Source organism: Lysinibacillus sp. 10T31, from assembly GCF_056394365.1.
Window position 1 is genome coordinate 76,292 of record NZ_JBFTHS010000021.1, and the last position, 19,602, is coordinate 95,893.

Here is a 19,602-nt window from a genome sequence, read left to right on the forward strand (position 1 = left end):
ACCTAGCTAAATACTAAGATAAAATCAAACCTATCTTACATTTTATCACGTTATTCATCAAGTGAAAATTATAAGTATTCCTAAATCAATTAGGCCTCGACATCATTGATTTAGGAATCGACTTTGTGCTTATGCCAGCATAAGGGCAGACACGATGTCGGTCATTTCGGTAATACCACAGTACATGGCGTTCTTAGACTAAGTTTCTCTACTTTAGCGGATGTCTTTTGTACTGAAAGCGTAGCGACAGGTACGGATATTCGGACACTCGCTGAATGAAGTTAAAATACTTTTTATGTATGTATAAGTTTATCAAAATCGATATGTTCACACTGTTCTTAAGTAAGGCAATTGAATTATCGTTTATTCAATTGCCTTTAGTCTTATCACTTTCATTCCTGTTCATAATTTCGGGAGAAGGTTGTCGTAAAATCTGAGCCGAACTGAGCATTTATTTGTTTCAAAGCTGCAATTACTGCCCCGCCGATTGGTTGTAAGACTGGTGCCATAAATTTCAATGGTATCTCGTCCGCTTGTGCGAATTGCTGTAATTCCGGTAAAAAAAATGCTTCATTATTAAAAACGCCACCCACCATTACGACAGGTACGTCCCCTTTTTCCCAAGTCATATGAGCGTAACATGCTTTAATCGCCACATAATATTTCTTGCAGGCATCTTCAATGATCTGTATAGCAATCCTATCACCTTTTTCCGCCGCGTCAAAAGCATATTTACTTAACGGTGCAATCACTGTCCGAGGATGTTCTTCTCCATATATACACTCTATTAATTGTGGTACATTTTCTACAGAAAAATAACGTAATACTTCACCTGTCAATGCTGTTGGGTCTCCTCGCCCATCATAGCTTTGAAAAATAGCCTTCAGCACTTGAACACCTAAATCATAGCCACTTCCTTCATCATCAAAAAGATAACCCCAGCCGCCAACTCTATGAAAATGTTGCTCACGATCGTAGCCCATTGTAATAGCGCCTGTCCCAGCAATTTGCACAATACCCGCCTGCCCAAGTGTGCCTGCATAAAGTGCAATTAGAGCATCATTATCAACAATAACATGTGCTGTTTTAGGAACGTATTGACGTACTATTGATTCTACAACCTCTTCTGCCTGTAGCTCCTTAACTCCAGCCATGCCAGCAAAACAACTATCTATCGCTGCAAATACTTGCGGATTTTGTTGTTGCAAATTTTGTAGTATATCATGAATCGTTGATTTAAAATATTGAATACCCATAGCTGTTGGGTTACTCCGAGTCGTTACTACTTTAGCATAAACATTGCCCAATTCATCACAAATCACTGCTGACGTTTTCGTTCCACCACCGTCAATCGCTAATACATACATATCTTTACTCCTTTCTTCTCAGTCAATTTCGCCCTGGCTTAATTGTAGTTGTCGATACCGAAAACATATTGGTAAATCAAGATAAAAAAGGATCATCATCAAAAGTTGTGGATGACTTTTGTTAAAACGTCTACTTTGCAAATAAGTTGATTGGAGTGGAGGCTGGGCGACTCCTTGGGGATCAGCGTCCCAGATGAGACCCTGCAGCGAAGCGAAGCGGCTCATCGGACGCCCCCAGGAAAGCGCCCAGCCGGAACGGAAATCAACCACACGTTTTGTGATGAACCATAAAAAAAGGGATTAAGCACTTTCAACTAATGGCTTAATCCCTTCTTCTGTAATCATTTCGTAAAGCCAAATGATGCCCAAGGCTGAATATGTGCTAATAAAAATTGCTCTTCTTCCACAACTCTTGCCACAACATTTGATGATCCGGCATTCGGGATTTCCTTTAAAACAATTTGGAGCTCACCCTTATAACGTACATCTAAATTATTATCGATTGTCACATCTCCCAATTTTAATAGGTGGCTATCATGTACAGGGAAGTCACCATTTTTATATTTAACACGGGATTGCGTACTACGGATAACATACTCTGAAACATCGCCACGATTAAAATGTGGCTCTTTAAAAAGGATTGCTTCTTCTAAAATAGACGTTTCAATGGACTGCTCAATCTTCAGCTCTAGCTTATGGCGATTTAATTGGCCTAATGCACGTAATTCTTCCTCAGAAGCATACATATTGCCGATAATACAATCATCTATTAAACCAGTGTGCCATAAATCCTTAGCTTGCACAGTAATTGGCAGATGACGATGTTCTTCTAAAGTGGGCAATCCATGCTCGGTTTCTTCCCAAGGGCCGAACATCGCATGCTGCGATGAAATCATAGCTGCCGTTCGAATATGATTTGCTTTAAATTGTTGAGATGTTTGTAAAAAATGTTGACGTGATAGACCCGTGAAACGTCTCGGATAAAAATTATGACAGCCAATAATATTATCTTTATTCGGTTGATAGGATAATATATTTTCTACATATTTAGTACCGTTACTAATATTTAATTCTATTTTTAAATTACTTGCATCGAGAGACATAAACGCTTCTTCCTGGCCAGAAAAACCCATATCTAGGCGCAATGCCGCTAAATGATAATGCTCCTTAAAGTAACCAATATCTTTATACGTTAAGCCTAAATCTTCAAAAACAGCTGGTGCAATATCTGCAGAAATCTCAAAGCCAAGCTGCTGCGCAAATTTATTGATTTGCTGTAATTTATGTCGTTCCTGATCGTTATTTAATGACATAAGACATGTAAATATCCGATCAAAACCATTGTCATGAGCGAGCTGAATATACCGCTTCATATCTTCTAGTGTACTATGCTGAGGATATAGTGAAATCCCTAATCTTCTCAATTCAAATACCTCCGTTAGATCACAATTACACTTCTACTTTTTGATTTTCTAATTCTTTACCATGCTGTTCGTTTTGAGACTCTGCTTCAGCAGCTCGTAGTTCATTCTGCTTTGCCATGCGGTTTGCCATTGAAATGAACGGTAAATAAATACATACTGCGACTACAATTAAGACAACACTAAGAGCAGCGCCTTGCCAAGATTGCGTTGCTAAGAATCCATTAATAATCGGTGGCGTTGTCCATGGTGGTGAAACCGTAGCTGCTGGCACAAAGCCCCACTTCGTTGCAAAGAAAGCAATGGTTACGTTAACCATTGGTGTCAAAATAAACGGTACAAATAACACTGGGTTTAACACGATTGGAAGACCGAAAAGTAATGGTTCATTAATATTAAAAAGCCCTGGTGCCGCCGACAATTTTCCGACGGTATTATATTGCTTATTCTTTCTAGCGAAAATGAAAATGGCAATAATAAGTGCTATTGTCGTACCGGAACCACCCATATTGATGAAGGCATCAAAGAATGGTTTATTTACGATGTATGGCGCTATTTCCCCAGATGAAATTGCTTTTACATTCGCTTCTATAGCTGGTAAATTTATCGTTTGCATAAATGGTTCGATAATGTTAGCACCATGAACACCTAATGTCCATAAAAACGTAGGAATGAATGCTAAAAGTAAAGCCGCAATCCATGAATTCGTTAAGCCCATAAACGGCTCTTGAATGGCTGAGTAGAATGAACCGACAATATCAGGAATATCAAAGCCTGCCGAAATAATTGTACGAACTAGAGCAAATAAACCAATTGTAATAATAGCGGGTAATAATGCGGCGAAAGATTTTGAAACAGCCGGTGGTACTCCATTCGGCATTTTAATTAGTAGCTTAGGATTGCCAGTCAATTTACAAAATAATTCTGTTGACAGCAACGCAATAATAATGGCAATAAATATACCACCTGTACCTGTCGTTAACCCTGTTAATCCACCTTCACCAAAAGTACCGAACGTCAAATAAGTTGAAAAGCTGATTACACCGGCAGAAAGTCCATCCTTATCGTAACTTTTCGCAAGATTGTAAGCAATTGTAAAGGCTAGTAACAGAGAGATGATTCCAAATGTTGCTCCCCAAACATTGCCGCCCCACTGTGTCCAAGTTTCATGCTTCCAGATGGCATCGAGCGCATTTTGATAGAATTTGATAGGCAAATTATTAACAAGAACCGCAAGTGACCCAACAATTGTCAATGGCATGATTGTAATAAATCCATCTCGAATGGCAACTAAATGACGCTGATTCCCTACTCTAGCTGCGACTGGCACAAATTTTTCTTCTAAAAAACGGAACATTTCACACACTCCCTTTACTTTTTATTGTGACATCAAGGCTTGATGCTATTCCCCTTTGATTCGTTCATACAACTCAATCATTTCAGTTGCTAAATCACGAAACGTAATGGCATTCATTAAATGATCCTGCGCGTGAATTAACAACATTGACACCTCTACTTTTTCTCCCCTTGCCTCTTGTGACAGTAGAGCTGTCTGAGAATGATGCGCTTCAATCAATGCATCGTTAGCTAACTGTATTTTTTCCTTTGCTTCTTGAATCTGTCCATTTTTTGCTAGCTGGATAGCCTCCATACACTCGCTTTTCGTATTACCACTGTGTACAATCAGCCCCATAATGGATTCCATCAAAACCGTTTCTTCCATTGCCGTCGCCCCCTTAACCAATCAACTGTAACGCTTGCTTTAAAACATTTTCGCCATTCATCATGCCGTAATCCGCCATATTAATGACATCAATCTGAAAATTCATGTCCTTGTATTTTTTTTCAAATGTCCCTTTTAAGTAACGAACTTGTGGTCCCAATAGCAGCACATCCGCCATTTTATTTGCTAATACTTTGTCTACCTCACTTTCAGCAATCGCATAAATATCTGCCTCAATGTTTTGTTCTTGTGCGGCTTTTTGCATCTTTGACACTAGTAAACTAGTACTCATTCCCGCCACGCACACTAGCATAATGTTTTTCATAAAAACACTCCTTTTCATGATTAAGTTCGTCTTTCTAACTACCTTTATTTTTATGATTTTTTAACTATGAAATCGCTTTCTTATGATGAGAATAGCATTAATTGGTATATACCACAATATACTTTTTACACCATTTCCTCCCTTATAAGAAGGCTTTAAAAATTGGGCTATAACGCTGTTACAGACTGCTGAATGGATTCATTTAACTGGTATAGTCCAGAAAAAAATTCAAAAAAATTTAAAAATTTAAGAATCAACTAAAAGTATTCATAGAATGCTGGTTTATTAGAGGGTAACGCTTGCTGCCATCGATCAATAATGTCTTCATCCAATTGTTTATTTGCATACAAGACCGCATCCTTTACAGAAAGATAGCCAACCATCATCGCTGAAAAAAGATTAATTGGTAATGTTAACATATGCATTTCTAGGTTAGAATTTGTCTCAATTATCGAGACGTCTCCACTTTTATTTATTTTATATACGTGTTCATTCCAACTACAAAATGCATCTTCAATTTGAATATATAACGGCTCCTTAATATCGACCCACGGATAATATTGCATAAACCTTAAAGCGTCTACTATTCTTACCATCACATCCTGAACGACTTCTTTTTTAAACTGTGGTTCTTTAAAATAGAAGCCAAATTGATGGTTGTTAGAAGTAACTCCTTTAATGCTACCTACACTCGCCGCATGAGACGTTATAAAACGCCAAATCGCTTGTTCTGCTAGTAAATCCTCAGCTATAAAATCATGAATCTCAAATGTTCCATCCTGAATGATATAGCGAATATAACCTGCAATTTTATCCTCCTTAAAATAAGCCGCAAAATGACTATCAGGCATCCTTCTCTCGATTCTTTTCCACCAAGCATCATCTCGCAGCATACTTCCATTATTGAAAATTGCCTGTGCATTATGAAAGTCCTTAATCGCCTGAAAAAGATCACGATTTGGCCATTCAAAGCTCATACGGTTTACTACGTCCAACTGCTTTCCGAAAGAAGGAAACAGCAATTGTGGAATGGTATAACATAGCTTTTCAAAAAATAATTCCCAGCCAAAGTAACGATAAAAGGATACGGAGAAAGGTGCTAACACAGAAATGCTCTGTCCATTCTCTTGCATTTTCTTCAGTGCCTCTGTCATAAGCTTTTTGATAATACCTTGTTGTCGATATTCAGGATACGTTGCAACAAAGCCAATTCCGCCCATCTTATAATTTTCACCATGAATTGTCATATTAAGTGGCAATATTAATAGCTGTCCAACTACTTTATGTTCATCGTAAGCACCCAATGTTGTGCTATGCTCAATCCAATAATGAAAATCATCGCGCCGTGCACCCGTATATTTATTAGGAAAACAATAATCTCTTAATTGATGTACCTGTAAATAATCTTTTGGTGGGATTATTTTTATTTCCATATGCAGGATCACTCCTTTTGGTACTGAATATTCGTGCAATTTAAGATAAACTTAATAGATTACTTTTCACATATTCCTCGACCTCTGAGGCTGTGGATAGCTGTAAAATCCGTTCATTATGTGGCATTAGCTGCTGTTTAGAAAGCTTAGCGAGATGTGCACGCGTCTTTAAAATAGAGGAAGCACTCATGGAAAACTCATTTAATCCAAACCCTAGTAAAATCGGTAACGCTATTTCATCTGCTGCCATTTCACCACACATACCTACCCATTTTCCATGATGCTGTCCTGCATCAATGACATTTTTTATTAGTCTTAAAACAGCAGGATGGTACGGTTGATATAAATAAGAAACATTTTCGTTCATGCGATCCGCTGCTAACGTATATTGGATTAAATCATTAGTACCAATTGAGAAAAAATCTACTTCCTTTGCAAACAAATCTGCAATGATGGCTGCCGACGGAATTTCAATCATCATTCCTACTTCTATCGTTTCAGATATAAGATATCCATCACTTTTCAAACTTTGTTTTTCTTCAAGCAATATAGCCTTCGCCAATTTAAATTCGTCCAATGTAGCAATCATCGGAAACATAATTTTTAAATTGCCGTAAGCGCTTGCTTTTAGTAATGCGCGAATCTGTACACGAAACATTTCTTGTTGCGTTAAACTAATCCGAATTGCTCGATAGCCAAGAAAAGGGTTCATCTCATCAGCAAGCTTTAAATACGGTAAATTTTTATCGCCGCCAATATCTAATGTCCGAACAATCGTTGGCTTGCCTTGCATTTTCTCAAGTACGCTTTTATATGCTTGAAACTGCTCTTCCTCAGTAGGTAGCTCCTGTCGTTCCATATATAAAAACTCCGTACGAAACAGACCGATACCATCTCCACCAGCATTCATCACCATATCCGCATCTTCTGGGTTTCCTATATTCCCTGCAATTTCTACTGAAAATCCATCCGCACTCAAACTTGGTAATGAACGATACCGAAGAAATTCTTCATTCTCTTCATTGTGTAAACGTTGTTGCTGCCTATAAAAGCTAGATACTTCCGATGTAGCGTTGACAATAATCTTGCCATCTGTCCCATCTAAAATAATTGGTGCTCCATGTTGAATACCTTCCGTGGCAATTTTCGTCCCAACTACTGCTGGAATCTCTAACGTTCGTGCGAGAATAGCAGAATGAGATGTTTTGCCACCAATATCCGTTATAAACCCCTTTACATACTTTGTATCTAACATCGCAGTCATGGACGGTGTTAAATCTTTAGCAACGATAATAACATCAGAGGTTAAACGATTCATATCCACCATTTCAACCCCTAACAAATGGGCTAACACTCGTTTAGACACATCTCGAATATCTGCAACTCGCTCCTGCATATAGACGTTATCTAACCCTTCAAACAAAGCTATGAACACATTCGATACTTCATCTAATGCAAATTCAGCATTCACCCCTGATTGAATTTTCGCTTCAATAGACGCTAGCATTTCAGGATCCTCTAGCACTAATAGATGTGCCGCAAAAATGGCCGCCTTTTCAGCACCAAATTTCTGCTGAGCTATGTCATGGATTTCTTGCAGTTCCACTTTCGTTTTTGCAATAGCTTCCTTGAATCTTTCTAGTTCAGCATGTACATCAGTAATCTTAACTTCTTCAAAAGTTAGATCTGGTTCCTTTAAACAATACGCATTTGCAAAGGCAATACCTCGGGAAACGGCGATTCCTTGTATTTCTAACATTCCTCACCAATTCCTTTTGAAACCATTACTTCTGTTATTGTTTGAAAAAGCTTCTCGGCATCAGGTCCCTCTGCTGAAATTTCTACAATGCTCCCAGGTGCTACTCCTTGTGCCATAACGCCCATAATTGATTTTAAATTAACCGATTTCTCTTTATACGTTAACTGAACGTCACACTCAAACGGTGTTACAGCTGTTACCAGTAATGCTACTGGTCTAGCATGTAGTCCCTCTGGCGTTGTTATTTTAAACATTTTCTTCATCGATATCCCTCCGCATGTCATTTAAAGTTAATACGATGTTGATAATTGGTAATCATAGTCTCATTATGAGACAAATCAGAGTCAACATTATTACTTTTAAAAACTGGTAATATTTCATCAGATAAAGCCATGTTCTCAATGATTTCACTGATTAATGCATTTAAAATAAATGAACCGATAACTGTAGAGGATGGTGCATACTGTATTTCATTATGATGCAGCAAACCATCTCCTATTGGTATATGCGTATCGATAACTATATCTACTACATCCTCTAAGCGCTGTCCACTTTGATGGCGTGTCGGCTGTTCACAATAAGCAAGAGATTGCAGAGACATAACAAGTACCCCTTTTTCTTTCGCTAAAAAAGCCACATCTATCGGTGCTTGATTTCTTCCGGATGTAGAAATAACAATGCAAACATCATTTTCATGAAGATTAAAATGATCAGCATACCGTTCAATTATAGTCGGGTCCTTCTCATTTTTAGATGATGTCATTGCTCCTGCATGTAAAGTTAAAGGTTCAATAATTATAGGACGTACAGGTACAAGCCCTCCCGCGCGATAAAATGCGTCCTGTGCTAAAAGATGAGAATGGCCACAACCAAATAATTGGACAATTCCTCCACGATGTAGCCTTTGGACAATTAATTGTGCGGCTTCTTTTATTTGGGCATATTCTTGCTCCTTCACGACCTGCATTAACTTTTGAATTTCTAGAAAATATGCATCCATAGGATCACCTTTTAATTTCACTAATGAATTTGTATCGATCAGCTCGATAAGTACTTCGCACAAGCTCGAACGGAACTCCATCAGATAAATAACTTGTACGTTTAATAATTAACACAGGTGCAGTATGATTAATTTGCAAAAATTTACTATCTTCTTTTGGAACAATAGCTGCCTCCATTTGCTGAATAGCATTTCCAATTTTTTGATGGAACTTTGCTTCAATTAACGCATACAGTGACCCCATTATTTTCTTTTCATCTAATTCTGGATATACTTTCACAGGAATATACGTTCTTTCGATTGCCATTGGCTTTGAATCCGCACTACGAATTCGTACAACGAAGAATACCTCTTCGCCCGGCTCTAACATTAAATCTCTAGCAATATCAACTGGTGGCACAATTTTTTCAAAGCGTAAAACTTTACTGCTTGGTTCCATTCCTCTAGCCCGCATATCCTCTGTGAAACTTGTTAATCCTTTTAGCGGTTGTTCTAATTTTGGATTAGCGACATATGTACCTCTCCCTTTTTCACGATACAGCAATCCGCTATTCACTAAATTTGTGATAGATTGACGAACAGTCATTCTACTAACATCAAACTGCATAGAAAGCTCTCGCTCAGAAGGTATATTTTCACCGATTTTGTATTCTTCTAAATAAATACGTTGTTTAATGATTTCTTCTATTTGTATATAGATAGGTATATGAGAATTTTTATCTAACAAGTATTGCACCATCCTTATCGCCTCTTTACTTTCATTTCTCAAATACAACTTTACCCCGACAAATAGTTTTTTGTACATTTAAATTTTCATCTAGTAATACAAAATCTGCATCATAGCCTTCTGCAATACGACCATTAGTTGGAAGCTGTAATTGCTTAGCAGCATTTGTAGAAGACATTGCGACAATTTCCTGCAATGAGCAATTGGTGATTGCTTTCATATTTTTTACTGCTTGCTCCATTGTTAATACACTACCCGCTAAAGCCCCATTAGATAAATGAGCTCCATCCTTAGAAACATGAACGGTTTGACCCCCTAAATCATAATCACCATAATGTAAGCCTTTTGCCCGCATCGCATCGGTAATTAAGATAATCCCCTTCGCTCCTTTAATACGATACGCTAGCTCTACAGCCTGAGGATGGCTATGCACGAAATCTGCTATAATTTCAGTCTTCACCTGATCCTCTAAAAGCACTGCACCAACGACACCTGGATGACGATGATGGAAAGGACGCATTTGGTTATATAAATGTGTAGCCTGTCTTACGCCCAATGATACTGCCCTCCCCACCTCCTCAAGTGATGCGTCAGAATGGCCAATGGAAGCAATAACATTTAAATCTTTTAACGATTCAATAAACGTAAAGCCCCCCTCTACCTCAGGTGCAATTGTGACTTGTTTAATGCGTTGCTTACTTATGTTCTGCCAGGATGCAAATTGCTCAGTAGACGGTAAAATAATGTATTCTATTGGCTGAGCTCCAGCCCGTTTTTCCGATACATATGGTCCCTCTACATGTATACCTAATAAGCTTGCCTCATCATCATTATTTTCAAATTGAGCAACATTAGATAAAGCGCTTTCAATTGCTTCTATAGATTGTGTCATTGTAGTAGCAAGGAAGCCCGTAACGCCTTCCTGTACTAATGAACGTGCCATTTGATGTAATGCTAATTGCGTAGCATCCATCACATCATGCCCAGCAGAGCCATGTATGTGCATATCAATATAGCCAGGTAGTAGTAACCAATTTTTATCTTTGCCATCAATATAATGCTCAGCCTGATCAGATAAGTTATGACTTATTTTAATAATCCTACCATTATTAATGAATAAATCGCCCTGAAACGGTGCTTCATCATGATTGACTATCGTAACATTGGAAATTAAAAGCGTATTCTTCATTAGATCACCCCCTAATCATTTTTTGAGGAGCTTTGCTGAAGTTACCAAGCTATCATTTAACTTGGTATAGTTGTCTATACCAATTATATGACACTTTTACAAAAATAAAAAGTATTTTTTATATTTTCTAAATTTTTCGGATTCATCCCCATAACTTGGTGTTGATTTCCGTTCCGGCTGGGCGCTTTGTTGCTGTCGCTTCGCTTTCGCACAGATAAAACATTTGTCGCTGTCGCTTCGCTTTCGCACAGATAAAACATTTGTTGCTGACGCTTCGCTTTCGCACAGATAAAACATTTATTGCTGATGCTTCCTGGGGGCGTCCGATGAGCCGCTTGGGACAACAAGTGTTTTTTGTGCGAAAGCGTAGTGCTAACGCAGCGGCAGCAAAAGGGTTTCTTTCTGTGCGAAAGCGTAGTGCAACGAAGCGACAGCAACAGGGTTTCATTCTGTGCGAAAGCGTAGTGCAACGAAGCGACAGCAACAGGGTTTCATTCTGTGCGAAAGCGTAGTGCAACGAAGCGACAGCAACAGGGTTTCATTCTGTGCGAAAGCGTAGTGCCGTTCCCCTACCTGCTCGCTCCAGGGTCTCATCTGTGACGCTAATCCCCAAGGAGTCGCCCAGCCTCCACTCCAATCAACTTATACACAAAGTATAGTTTTTACAAATGTAATTCCAATTGACGAGAATGCGTTAATTATCATTCAATTTCTTTGTTCTATCTCAGTAATTTATATCGACGCTTTATTTATCTCCTGCTAAAGCAATTCTTTTATCAAAAATCGATTGTACAAATTGCTCTTTATACGATGTATATTCATCAATCCCCTTTAAATTGCTGTTAAGAAAGTTTAATTTTAACTTTTCATACTGCCTTTTGATTGATTCATTTGCATTTAAATAATCTCTAAAAAACACTAAATCACACCATTTATCTTCTTGATAATTCACCACATGAAGAAAATGTGTTTTGACTTCAAACGTATCATCTGTAAACTTTGCAAATACAATTTCTGCTGGTCTTTCTACACGCAATCTATAAAAGCCAGCCTTTCTCATTTCTTTTAAAAATGACTCTGAAATATTATCAATATCATTAACACCCATTAGAATATCGATCACCGGCTTTGCCTGAATCCCCTCAATCGAAGTACTACCAATATGTTGAATACGATCAAATTGTGATTTCGTATGTTTTATAATCTCGGAACGAACTCGTATAAATTCATTTTTCCATTCATTATCATACGTCACAATATTCACTTCATTCTTTTTTAAGCCAAGGATCATTGTTATTTCTCCTCTGCAATAAACAAATTTGTTCTATTATTAGTCTTGCTTGTGCTGTTGTCTTTTTGAATAACCATTTATTTGCACTAAAAAAGGAGCCAATTTTATGCTCCTCTTTGTGGTTATTACTATGTATGACGAATCCCGATTGTGCCGTTATGCCAAGAAACATTCGTTTTGAACCCGCAATTCGCAGGGGGGTGCCTGCTTTGCAGCTTTAAACGTCCCGCTCCGCATGGGGCTTGTTTGCGACTACAAAATGAAGGCTCCCGATTCTAATGTGTTCGGTCAAAACTGTTAAGTAGAGCTAGCAATTAGACAAACACATCAGGATTCGTATTACAGTTATAATAACACATTTATCTGACAATTCAAACTATTTTCTTTTAAAAAATCTACATTCTAGAGAAAACGCAAAAAATACCTAGATTCTCAACAAATTTTGCTAGAGAACCCAGGTATTTAGGAGTATTAATTATCTTTTAAATGTTTTAATTGCTAAATTTAGCTCATTCAATTGTTCTAGAGAAACTTCACTTGGTGCATTTGTTAATAAGCAGCTTGCACTTGCTGTTTTCGGGAATGCAATTGTGTCACGTAAGTTAGTGCGACCAGCAAGTAGCATTACGAAGCGGTCAAGACCAAATGCAAGACCTCCATGTGGTGGTACACCATATTCAAATGCTTCTAATAAGTAGCCAAATTGAGCTCTTGCTTCTTCTTCTGTGAAACCAAGTAAATTAAACATTTTTTCTTGTAATTCACGTTCATAAATACGTAGTGAACCTCCACCAAGCTCATAACCGTTTAATACGATATCATACGCTTGTGCTCGAACTGCTGAAGGATCAGTATCCATTAACGGAATATCTTCGTCAAATGGACGTGTGAATGGATGGTGCGCTGCTTTATAGCGACCGTCTTCTTCAGAGTACTCTAATAAAGGCCAATCTGTGATCCATAGGAATGCAAATTCTGATTCGTCGATTAATTCTAAATCTTGACCTAATTTCGTACGCAGTGCACCTAGAGAAGCTGCTACTACAGATGCTTTATCAGCAACGAATACTAAAATATCGCCCACTTCTGCTTTCATACGTTCGATTAATGCAGCTGCTAAAGCATCGTCAAAGAATTTTGCAATCGGTCCGTTTAAGCCTTCTTCCGTTACTTTTAACCAAGCCAGACCTTTTGCTCCATAGATACCAACGAATTTTGTTAGCTCGTCCATGTCTTTACGAGAGTATTTGTCTGCCGCACCTTTAATGTTGATACTCTTTACTTCTTTGCCTTGTGCAACTGTATCAGCAAACACTTTGAAATTACAGCCATCAAAAATATCATTTAAAGCAACTAGCTCTAAGCCGAAACGTACATCAGGTTTATCTGAGCCGTAACGATCCATAGCATCTTGATATTTCATACGTTGGAATGGAGCAGGGATATCAATGCCTTTTACTTCTTTCATAACTGCTTGGATTAAGCGTTCGTTCATTTCAATAATTTCTTCTTGCGTTAAAAAGCTTGTTTCAATATCAACTTGTGTAAACTCTGGTTGACGGTCAGCACGTAAGTCTTCATCACGGAAACAACGTGCGATTTGGAAGTATTTTTCGAAACCAGAAACCATTAATAATTGCTTAAATAGCTGTGGTGATTGTGGTAGTGCATAGAATTCGCCTTCATGAACACGTGATGGTACTAAATAGTCACGAGCTCCTTCTGGAGATGATTTTGTTAAAATTGGCGTTTCTACTTCTAAGAAGCCTTCGTTTTGTAAAAAGTTTCGAATTGTACGAGTAACGTCTGAACGCATTTTGAATGTATCAAACATAGCAGGACGACGCAGGTCAAGATAACGATATTTTAAACGTAAATCTTCTGATACGTCAGTGCGATCTTCGATTTGGAATGGTGTTGTTTTTGCCGTATTAATAACGACTAATTTTGTTGCCTCTACTTCAATTCTACCATTTAGTACATTTGGGTTGATTTGATCTTCTGAACGAAGAATAACTGTCCCTTCCACTTCGATTACGTACTCACTACGCACTTTATCGGCTAAAGCATGTGCTTCTGCTACATCAGGGCTAAACACTACTTGTGTTATTCCAGTACGGTCACGTAAATCAACGAAAATTAAACCACCTAGGTCGCGGCGACGTTGTACCCAACCTTTTAATACGACTTTTTCGCCTTTTAATGCTTCTGATAGTTCATTACTAGCATGTGTTCTTGTTGCCATTTATTTAATTCCTCCAAAATTTATTTAGCTCATCACTATAACTTAGGGTTGATTTCCGTTTTCACAATATCGCATCCCGACTTTCTGTGATGAACTATTTATTTTACTTATGTAGCATACAGTTCCTACTAAGTAGTGAATGGATGCCAAGGAAAATTAGCAGTTCATTAGATGAATTATCTGTCCAAATGACGTAGATATTTGAATCATTTGGACAGATAAACGATTTATGTTTTCACAGATTCGTTTATTGTTTTAATAGGTAGTTCACTAATTCTGAGAACTCTACTTTTTGTTGTTCACCTGATTCCATATGTTTAACAGTAGCTACTTGCTCTTCAAGCTCTGTTTCACCTAAAACAATCGTATATTTCGCACCTAAACGGTCTGCTGATTTCATTTGAGCTTTCATTTTACGATCTAAATAATCTATCTCCGTAGAAATGCCTTTAGCACGGAAGGTACTTGTTAATTCTACAGTTTTTAGCTTCGCTTCTTCGCCCATAGCAATTATATAGACATCGAGTCCTGATGCTGTGTCTAATTCAACACCCTCAGCTTCAAGTGCAAGCAACAAACGCTCGATACTTAATGCGAATCCGATACCTGGTACATCCGGACCACCAATTTCTTGCACAAGGCCATTATAGCGACCCCCACCACAAAGTGTAGTAATGGATCCAAATCCAGAAGCCGTTGACATAATTTCAAAAGTCGTATGATTGTAATAATCAAGACCTCTTACAAGATTAGGATCGATCTCATACGATATACCCAGTGTATCTAAGTACGTTTTAACTTGAGCGAAATATGCTGCTGACTCCTCAGTAAGGAAATCAGTTAATGCAGGTGCAGATTCCATTAATGGATGCTCGCGGTCTACCTTACAGTCTAAAATACGCAGTGGATTTTTTTGCAAACGATTTTGACAGTCTGAACAAAACTCATGAATATGTGGTTCGAAGTGTTGTAACAGTGCTGTACGGTGTGTATCACGTGTTTCTTTGTCGCCAAGAGAATTAATGACTAATTTTAAATCCTTTAAACCTGCTGATTCATAGACATCCATTGCAAGTGCAATTACTTCCGCATCAATAGCTGGATCAGCTGAACCAATTGCTTCTACTCCAAATTGAACAAATTGACGGTAGCGCCCTGCTTGTTGACGTTCATAACGGAACATTGGTCCTAAATATGAAAGCTTTACTGGTTGATCCGGTGCACCAAACATTTTATGCTCAACATAAGCACGAACTACACCAGCTGTATTCTCCGGACGTAATGTTAACGAACGGCCACCGCGATCTTCAAATGTATACATTTCCTTTTGAACAACATCTGTTGTTTCACCGACACCACGTGCAAATAAATCTGTTTGCTCAAAAATTGGTGTACGAATTTCATTGTAGCGATAGACACGACAGATATCACGGATAACCGTTTCTATCTTTTGCCATTTTTCTGATTCACCAGGCAAAATATCTTGTGTCCCTCGTGGCACTTTAAAACTCATAGAAAAACCTCCTTTGTAAATTGCTTATGAGCAAGCTGTCTTCTGGACTTTTCTCATTTTTTGTCCAATAAAAAAGCTCTCGCCTCCTTGCATAATGCAAGGGACGAGAGCTGTACAAGCTTCCGCGGTTCCACCCTAGTTGACGCATCAAATACATGCGTCCTCCTCCAAATCGGATAACGGCCGATTCCGTTTTTTCCTACTAAGCATTACTTTTCAGAAAAAAGCCTCTCAAGTGTTGTTCACAGTATACATTTTTGTAGGAAAGATTTCAGCCTAGGTCTTTCCCTCTCTTCTCCAATAGAGGTATATGCTACTTGCTTGGTCATAAGCGGTTAATCATTTTTTGATTACCCTTTATGTTAGTCACTACAAAAGGCAATGTCAACTGTTTTTATTTTTTTTACAATACATTCGTGAAAATAACAAATTCCATTACCTTTTTCCCACGAATTCTATTACTAAAGCATGGTAAAATAGGTCAAGGATAGGAGGAATCTGATGAGGACAAAACTTTTAAATATTAGTATCATCTTCGTACTAGTGCTAATAATTGCGATTCCAAATATGAAGAATGTTAAAACAGCACTAGCCAACACCAGTGATTTAAAAGTAACTGGAACGACTCTTCATTTACGTGAGGGACCTGGACTGTCTTATCCAATCATTACGACATTAGATGAGGGTGATTCGCTAACTTCTGTTAGTCGTGAAGGCGACTGGATTCAAGTAAAAGCAGGCGATTACGAAGGCTGGGTTGCATCTTGGCTAACAGCTTCAATAAACGATAAACAAACGATTGATAAAACGTTGATTTCACAAGTCGATCGTCTAAATATTCGTACTGAGCCTGACATATCTTCAGCAGTTCTTGGACAATTATCAATAGGCAGCCAAGCAAAACTTATTGAAAAAAATGGCGAATGGGCAAAAATAGATTGGAACGGACTAGTAGGGTGGGTATCTACTGACTATGTTACAATCAATGACCTACCCGAAAAAAAGGTTAAGGCTGAGGCTGATGAGCCTAAAGTTGAAGTATCTACAAAAAAAATCAACAAGGATACTACATTTACAGTTTTAGTGGATGCACTTAATGTGCGCCAAAAACCCGACTTAAATGCTAAAAAAATAGGAACAGCTTCAAATGGACAAGCCTTTAAAGTGCTGGCTCAAGAGCATAACTGGGTACAAATTCAATATAGCGATAATAAAGCAGGTTGGGTTTATAGCTTTTATGGTACTTTTTCAAATATAGAAAAAACGACATCGAAATCTGCTTCTTCTTCCTCAGAGCTTGAATCTGTGACAATCATTTATAACGGGACAAACTTACGTACAGATGCAACAACAGTTGCTGATGTTGTTGAACGTGTAGATGCTGGTGAAACATACCCTATTGTAGGCGCTAAAAATGATTTTTATGAAATACAAGTAGATGACAAAACTGCATTTGTGGCGAACTGGGTCGTTACTACTACTTCGTCAAGTAAAGCCACTACTGCTATTAAAAAAGATAAATCTGTACCACGCAAGAAAGGCACTTTAAATGGGCTAACTATTGTCGTAGATGCTGGACATGGTGGAAATGACCACGGCACTACCGGACAACGTGGAACAAATGAGAAGGAAGTTACATTGAAAACAGCATCTCTTCTTGCTTCAAAGTTGAGTGCTGCTGGAGCAAATGTTGTCATGACAAGAGAATCAGATGAATATGTTGCACTCCGTAAACGCGTATCAATTGCGCACCAGTATGAGGCAGATGCTTTTATCAGTATTCATTATGATGCAACAGACGATAGCTCCGTTAATGGCTTCACCTCATATTATATGAACAGTAATCAACAAGGTCTTGCAGAGGCAATAAATAATGGACTGTCAAATAAAATCGATTTAAAGAATCGTGGTACCCAACAAGGAAATTATTTAGTTCTACGAGAAAATCGTCAACAAGCTGCCCTCATTGAACTGGGCTACTTAAGTAATGGTAGTGAGGAACGTGCTATTACAACCGCTAAATTCCGTGAACAAGCTACTCTCGGCATCTACCAAGGCATTTTAAATTACTTTAACGAAAATCAATAAAGATCAATTATGCCTCGACATAATTGCGTCCGGAATCGGATTTGTGCTTAGGCATGCACGGTGCAGGTCAGTTAGCCTAATATCCTTTAAGAACTCTTTTCCGATTCCGTGACATCCGCCGGAAGCTTTGGGCCAACAAATGTTTTTTGTGCGAAAGCATAGTGCTAACGCAGCGTCAGCAGCATGATGTTGGTCACTCAGTCGTGTGTTGTTGCTGTCGCTTCGCTTTCGCACAGATAAAACCGTGTTGCTGTCGCTTCGCTTTCGCACAGATAAAACCGTGTTGCTGTCGCTTCGCTTTCGCACAGATAAATTGCCACAGGACGTGGCGTTCTTAGACTGAGTTCCTCTATTTCAGCGGATGTTTTATGTACCGAAAGCGTAAGCGACAGGTACAGATGTTTGGGCACTTGCTGAAAGAAGTTAAATTTGAATCAGCAGGCACTTTCTTCACCCCCACTTATTAATAGTCTTCACCAATCGAGCGTTAATGTGGGATACATACATAAATAAGCTGCAAAGGAAATAAGCATTATACTTCCCTTGCAGCTTTTTTATTATTATCAATCAATTATGAGACTGTTATAAATAACTCTTTCATTATAGTAGTCCTAAATCGATGGAAAGTTATGATGTTTACAGTCTATGTTACAAACGATACATATTCATACAAACAGATCTTAGATTTCAGTACTCGCTGTTTTACCACGCTAAAACGTAAAAGGTCTCCAACTTACATTACATAAGTATAGAGGTCCTTTATGTTCTTATTTTTTCATTGTCGCTAGCGTAACCCATACAATTTCCTTCATACTAATAAAAAACGGCGTACTGCTAACCTCTAAAACAATATCGTCGGGTAATACAGAGATTAATTTTCCTTGCTGAATATTTTTCTTAGTTTGCACTACAATTGCCTGGCCAATCATCATGTTAAGAGTTTCGTATAAATATGGATTTGATATGCTGCCTACCTGCGTCATCTTTAATACACTTCCTTCCTACAAAACTAAACATACTAATTAATGTATGAAGGAATCATAGGAAATGTACCATTTATTTGGACTCAAGAAGTATTGTAATAGGGCCATCATTTGTCAGTGCAACATCCATCATTGCACCAAATATTCCTGTTTCCACATGTAAACCGTGTTCACGTAAGGCATTATTAAAAGCCTCCCATAACGGTTCCGCAACTTCTGGCCTTGCTGCACTTGTAAAACTTGGACGATTCCCCTTTTTTGCATCCCCATACAATGTAAATTGTGAGACGGATAGAATAGCCCCTCCATGCTCTAAAATGGAATGATTCATTTTTCCGTCAGCATCTTCCCAAAGGCGGAGATTTGCTACTTTTTTCGCTAAATATTCAACATCCTCTTGTGTATCCCCGTGTGTAATACCAACCAGAAGAACATACCCGCTATCAATAGCTCCCGTTACTTTTCCGTCAACCGTAACAGAGGCTGCTTTACTACGTTGTAAAACTACTTTCATTCTTTAAAACCTCAATTCTCGCTT

20 protein-coding genes, 1 other RNA gene and 1 other annotated feature are annotated in these 19,602 nt (G+C 38.2%); of the genes, 2 read left to right on the forward strand and 19 right to left on the reverse strand.

Translation table 11 applies throughout. From position 1 onward, the window contains the following. Positions 1-392: 392 nt before the first annotated feature. The 12 genes from AC1DCY_RS13765 to AC1DCY_RS13820 all read right to left on the reverse strand — a co-directional run bounded on the left by AC1DCY_RS13765 (position 393) and on the right by AC1DCY_RS13820 (position 11,241). Positions 393-1,367 carry an N-acetylglucosamine kinase gene (locus tag AC1DCY_RS13765; protein WP_477350954.1) on the reverse strand — a complete coding sequence of 325 codons (975 nt, stop codon included), beginning with the start codon at positions 1,365-1,367 and terminating at the stop codon, positions 393-395. Between the two features lie 341 nt (positions 1,368-1,708). Then, positions 1,709-2,791 (reverse strand): DUF871 domain-containing protein, encoded by a 1,083-nt coding sequence (locus tag AC1DCY_RS13770; RefSeq protein WP_477350955.1) that lies wholly within the window; start codon positions 2,789-2,791, stop codon positions 1,709-1,711. 25 nt (positions 2,792-2,816) lie between these two features. Continuing rightward, complete coding sequence (locus AC1DCY_RS13775; protein ID WP_477350957.1) at positions 2,817-4,145, reverse strand: PTS sugar transporter subunit IIC; 1,329 nt, start codon at positions 4,143-4,145, stop codon at positions 2,817-2,819. A gap of 45 nt (positions 4,146-4,190) precedes the next feature. After that, on the reverse strand, positions 4,191-4,511 hold the full coding sequence (locus tag AC1DCY_RS13780; protein WP_477350959.1) for a PTS lactose/cellobiose transporter subunit IIA: 321 nt from the start codon (positions 4,509-4,511) through the stop codon (positions 4,191-4,193). Positions 4,512-4,524: 13 nt separating this feature from the next. Continuing rightward, positions 4,525-4,836, reverse strand: coding sequence for a PTS sugar transporter subunit IIB (locus AC1DCY_RS13785; RefSeq protein ID WP_477350961.1), 312 nt, complete (start codon positions 4,834-4,836; stop codon positions 4,525-4,527). 257 nt (positions 4,837-5,093) lie between these two features. Next, entirely contained in the window at positions 5,094-6,269 is a 1,176-nt protein-coding gene (locus tag AC1DCY_RS13790) for a GNAT family N-acetyltransferase (protein WP_477350962.1), read from the reverse strand. A 40-nt stretch (positions 6,270-6,309) separates the two neighbouring features. Next, a complete protein-coding gene (gene ptsP / locus AC1DCY_RS13795; RefSeq protein WP_477350964.1) occupies positions 6,310-8,028 on the reverse strand; it encodes a phosphoenolpyruvate--protein phosphotransferase in 1,719 nt (572 codons plus the stop codon). Next, positions 8,022-8,291, reverse strand: a complete 270-nt coding sequence (locus AC1DCY_RS13800) for an HPr family phosphocarrier protein (RefSeq protein WP_477350966.1) — start codon at positions 8,289-8,291, stop codon at positions 8,022-8,024. The genes ptsP and AC1DCY_RS13800 overlap by 7 nt, the downstream gene beginning before the upstream one ends. Before the next feature lie 17 nt (positions 8,292-8,308). Further along, positions 8,309-9,028, reverse strand: coding sequence for a sugar isomerase domain-containing protein (locus tag AC1DCY_RS13805; RefSeq protein WP_477351076.1), 720 nt, complete (start codon positions 9,026-9,028; stop codon positions 8,309-8,311). 4 nt (positions 9,029-9,032) lie between these two features. Then, entirely contained in the window at positions 9,033-9,755 is a 723-nt protein-coding gene (locus tag AC1DCY_RS13810) for a GntR family transcriptional regulator (protein WP_400933181.1), read from the reverse strand. A 31-nt stretch (positions 9,756-9,786) separates the two neighbouring features. Further along, the gene (nagA, locus tag AC1DCY_RS13815) at positions 9,787-10,944 is read right to left on the reverse strand and encodes an N-acetylglucosamine-6-phosphate deacetylase (RefSeq protein ID WP_477350968.1); all 1,158 of its coding nucleotides are present in this window, start codon (positions 10,942-10,944) and stop codon (positions 9,787-9,789) included. A 96-nt stretch (positions 10,945-11,040) separates the two neighbouring features. Further along, on the reverse strand, positions 11,041-11,241 hold the full coding sequence (locus AC1DCY_RS13820; RefSeq protein WP_477350970.1) for a hypothetical protein: 201 nt from the start codon (positions 11,239-11,241) through the stop codon (positions 11,041-11,043). A gap of 29 nt (positions 11,242-11,270) precedes the next feature. On the opposite strand from AC1DCY_RS13820, the gene AC1DCY_RS13825 reads away from it, so the two are divergent. Then, the gene (locus AC1DCY_RS13825) at positions 11,271-11,456 is read left to right on the forward strand and encodes a hypothetical protein (protein ID WP_477350972.1); all 186 of its coding nucleotides are present in this window, start codon (positions 11,271-11,273) and stop codon (positions 11,454-11,456) included. Between the two features lie 233 nt (positions 11,457-11,689). On the opposite strand, the gene AC1DCY_RS13830 is transcribed toward AC1DCY_RS13825, so the two are convergent. The 4 genes from AC1DCY_RS13830 to hisS all read right to left on the reverse strand — a co-directional run bounded on the left by AC1DCY_RS13830 (position 11,690) and on the right by hisS (position 15,993). Continuing rightward, complete coding sequence (locus tag AC1DCY_RS13830) at positions 11,690-12,235, reverse strand: GrpB family protein (RefSeq protein WP_477350973.1); 546 nt, start codon at positions 12,233-12,235, stop codon at positions 11,690-11,692. A 137-nt stretch (positions 12,236-12,372) separates the two neighbouring features. After that, a non-coding RNA gene (ssrS, locus tag AC1DCY_RS13835) (6S RNA) lies at positions 12,373-12,572 on the reverse strand. A 138-nt stretch (positions 12,573-12,710) separates the two neighbouring features. After that, the gene (gene aspS / locus AC1DCY_RS13840; RefSeq protein ID WP_477350975.1) at positions 12,711-14,480 is read right to left on the reverse strand and encodes an aspartate--tRNA ligase; all 1,770 of its coding nucleotides are present in this window, start codon (positions 14,478-14,480) and stop codon (positions 12,711-12,713) included. Positions 14,481-14,727: 247 nt separating this feature from the next. Continuing rightward, positions 14,728-15,993, reverse strand: coding sequence for a histidine--tRNA ligase (gene hisS / locus AC1DCY_RS13845; protein WP_477350977.1), 1,266 nt, complete (start codon positions 15,991-15,993; stop codon positions 14,728-14,730). A 96-nt stretch (positions 15,994-16,089) separates the two neighbouring features. Continuing rightward, positions 16,090-16,331 (reverse strand) — a binding site (T-box leader). 163 nt (positions 16,332-16,494) lie between these two features. Here hisS and AC1DCY_RS13850 point away from each other — a divergent pair. Continuing rightward, positions 16,495-18,081, forward strand: coding sequence for an SH3 domain-containing protein (locus tag AC1DCY_RS13850; RefSeq protein WP_477350979.1), 1,587 nt, complete (start codon positions 16,495-16,497; stop codon positions 18,079-18,081). A gap of 197 nt (positions 18,082-18,278) precedes the next feature. Here the strand turns inward: AC1DCY_RS13850 and AC1DCY_RS13855 are convergent, their stop codons facing one another. The 3 genes from AC1DCY_RS13855 to dtd all read right to left on the reverse strand — a co-directional run bounded on the left by AC1DCY_RS13855 (position 18,279) and on the right by dtd (position 19,578). Further along, positions 18,279-18,401 (reverse strand): hypothetical protein, encoded by a 123-nt coding sequence (locus AC1DCY_RS13855; protein ID WP_477350981.1) that lies wholly within the window; start codon positions 18,399-18,401, stop codon positions 18,279-18,281. A 447-nt stretch (positions 18,402-18,848) separates the two neighbouring features. Beyond that, positions 18,849-19,064 (reverse strand): DUF2642 domain-containing protein, encoded by a 216-nt coding sequence (locus AC1DCY_RS13860; RefSeq protein ID WP_477350983.1) that lies wholly within the window; start codon positions 19,062-19,064, stop codon positions 18,849-18,851. 73 nt (positions 19,065-19,137) lie between these two features. After that, positions 19,138-19,578: a D-aminoacyl-tRNA deacylase gene (gene dtd, locus AC1DCY_RS13865; RefSeq protein WP_477350985.1), complete on the reverse strand. Its 441-nt coding sequence runs from the start codon at positions 19,576-19,578 to the stop codon at positions 19,138-19,140. Between the last annotated feature and the right edge of the window lie 24 nt (positions 19,579-19,602).

Excerpts from the sequence above, each read along its gene's own strand:
- AC1DCY_RS13765 (WP_477350954.1), bottom strand. The coding sequence starts at position 1,367 with ATGTATGTATTAGCGATTGACGGTGGTGGAACGAAAACGTCAGCAGTG.
- AC1DCY_RS13775 (WP_477350957.1), bottom strand. The coding sequence starts at position 4,145 with ATGTTCCGTTTTTTAGAAGAAAAATTTGTGCCAGTCGCAGCTAGAGTA.
- AC1DCY_RS13780 (WP_477350959.1), bottom strand. The coding sequence starts at position 4,511 with ATGGAAGAAACGGTTTTGATGGAATCCATTATGGGGCTGATTGTACAC.
- AC1DCY_RS13785 (WP_477350961.1), bottom strand. The coding sequence starts at position 4,836 with ATGAAAAACATTATGCTAGTGTGCGTGGCGGGAATGAGTACTAGTTTA.
- AC1DCY_RS13790 (WP_477350962.1), bottom strand. The coding sequence starts at position 6,269 with ATGGAAATAAAAATAATCCCACCAAAAGATTATTTACAGGTACATCAA.
- ptsP (WP_477350964.1), bottom strand. The coding sequence starts at position 8,028 with ATGTTAGAAATACAAGGAATCGCCGTTTCCCGAGGTATTGCCTTTGCA.
- AC1DCY_RS13800 (WP_477350966.1), bottom strand. The coding sequence starts at position 8,291 with ATGAAGAAAATGTTTAAAATAACAACGCCAGAGGGACTACATGCTAGA.
- AC1DCY_RS13805 (WP_477351076.1), bottom strand. The coding sequence starts at position 9,028 with ATGGATGCATATTTTCTAGAAATTCAAAAGTTAATGCAGGTCGTGAAG.
- nagA (WP_477350968.1), bottom strand. The coding sequence starts at position 10,944 with ATGAAGAATACGCTTTTAATTTCCAATGTTACGATAGTCAATCATGAT.
- AC1DCY_RS13820 (WP_477350970.1), bottom strand. The coding sequence starts at position 11,241 with ATGTTTTATCTGTGCGAAAGCGAAGCGTCAGCAACAAATGTTTTATCT.
- AC1DCY_RS13825 (WP_477350972.1), top strand. The coding sequence starts at position 11,271 with ATGAGCCGCTTGGGACAACAAGTGTTTTTTGTGCGAAAGCGTAGTGCT.
- AC1DCY_RS13830 (WP_477350973.1), bottom strand. The coding sequence starts at position 12,235 with ATGATCCTTGGCTTAAAAAAGAATGAAGTGAATATTGTGACGTATGAT.
- aspS (WP_477350975.1), bottom strand. The coding sequence starts at position 14,480 with ATGGCAACAAGAACACATGCTAGTAATGAACTATCAGAAGCATTAAAA.
- hisS (WP_477350977.1), bottom strand. The coding sequence starts at position 15,993 with ATGAGTTTTAAAGTGCCACGAGGGACACAAGATATTTTGCCTGGTGAA.
- AC1DCY_RS13850 (WP_477350979.1), top strand. The coding sequence starts at position 16,495 with ATGAGGACAAAACTTTTAAATATTAGTATCATCTTCGTACTAGTGCTA.
- AC1DCY_RS13860 (WP_477350983.1), bottom strand. The coding sequence starts at position 19,064 with ATGACGCAGGTAGGCAGCATATCAAATCCATATTTATACGAAACTCTT.
- dtd (WP_477350985.1), bottom strand. The coding sequence starts at position 19,578 with ATGAAAGTAGTTTTACAACGTAGTAAAGCAGCCTCTGTTACGGTTGAC.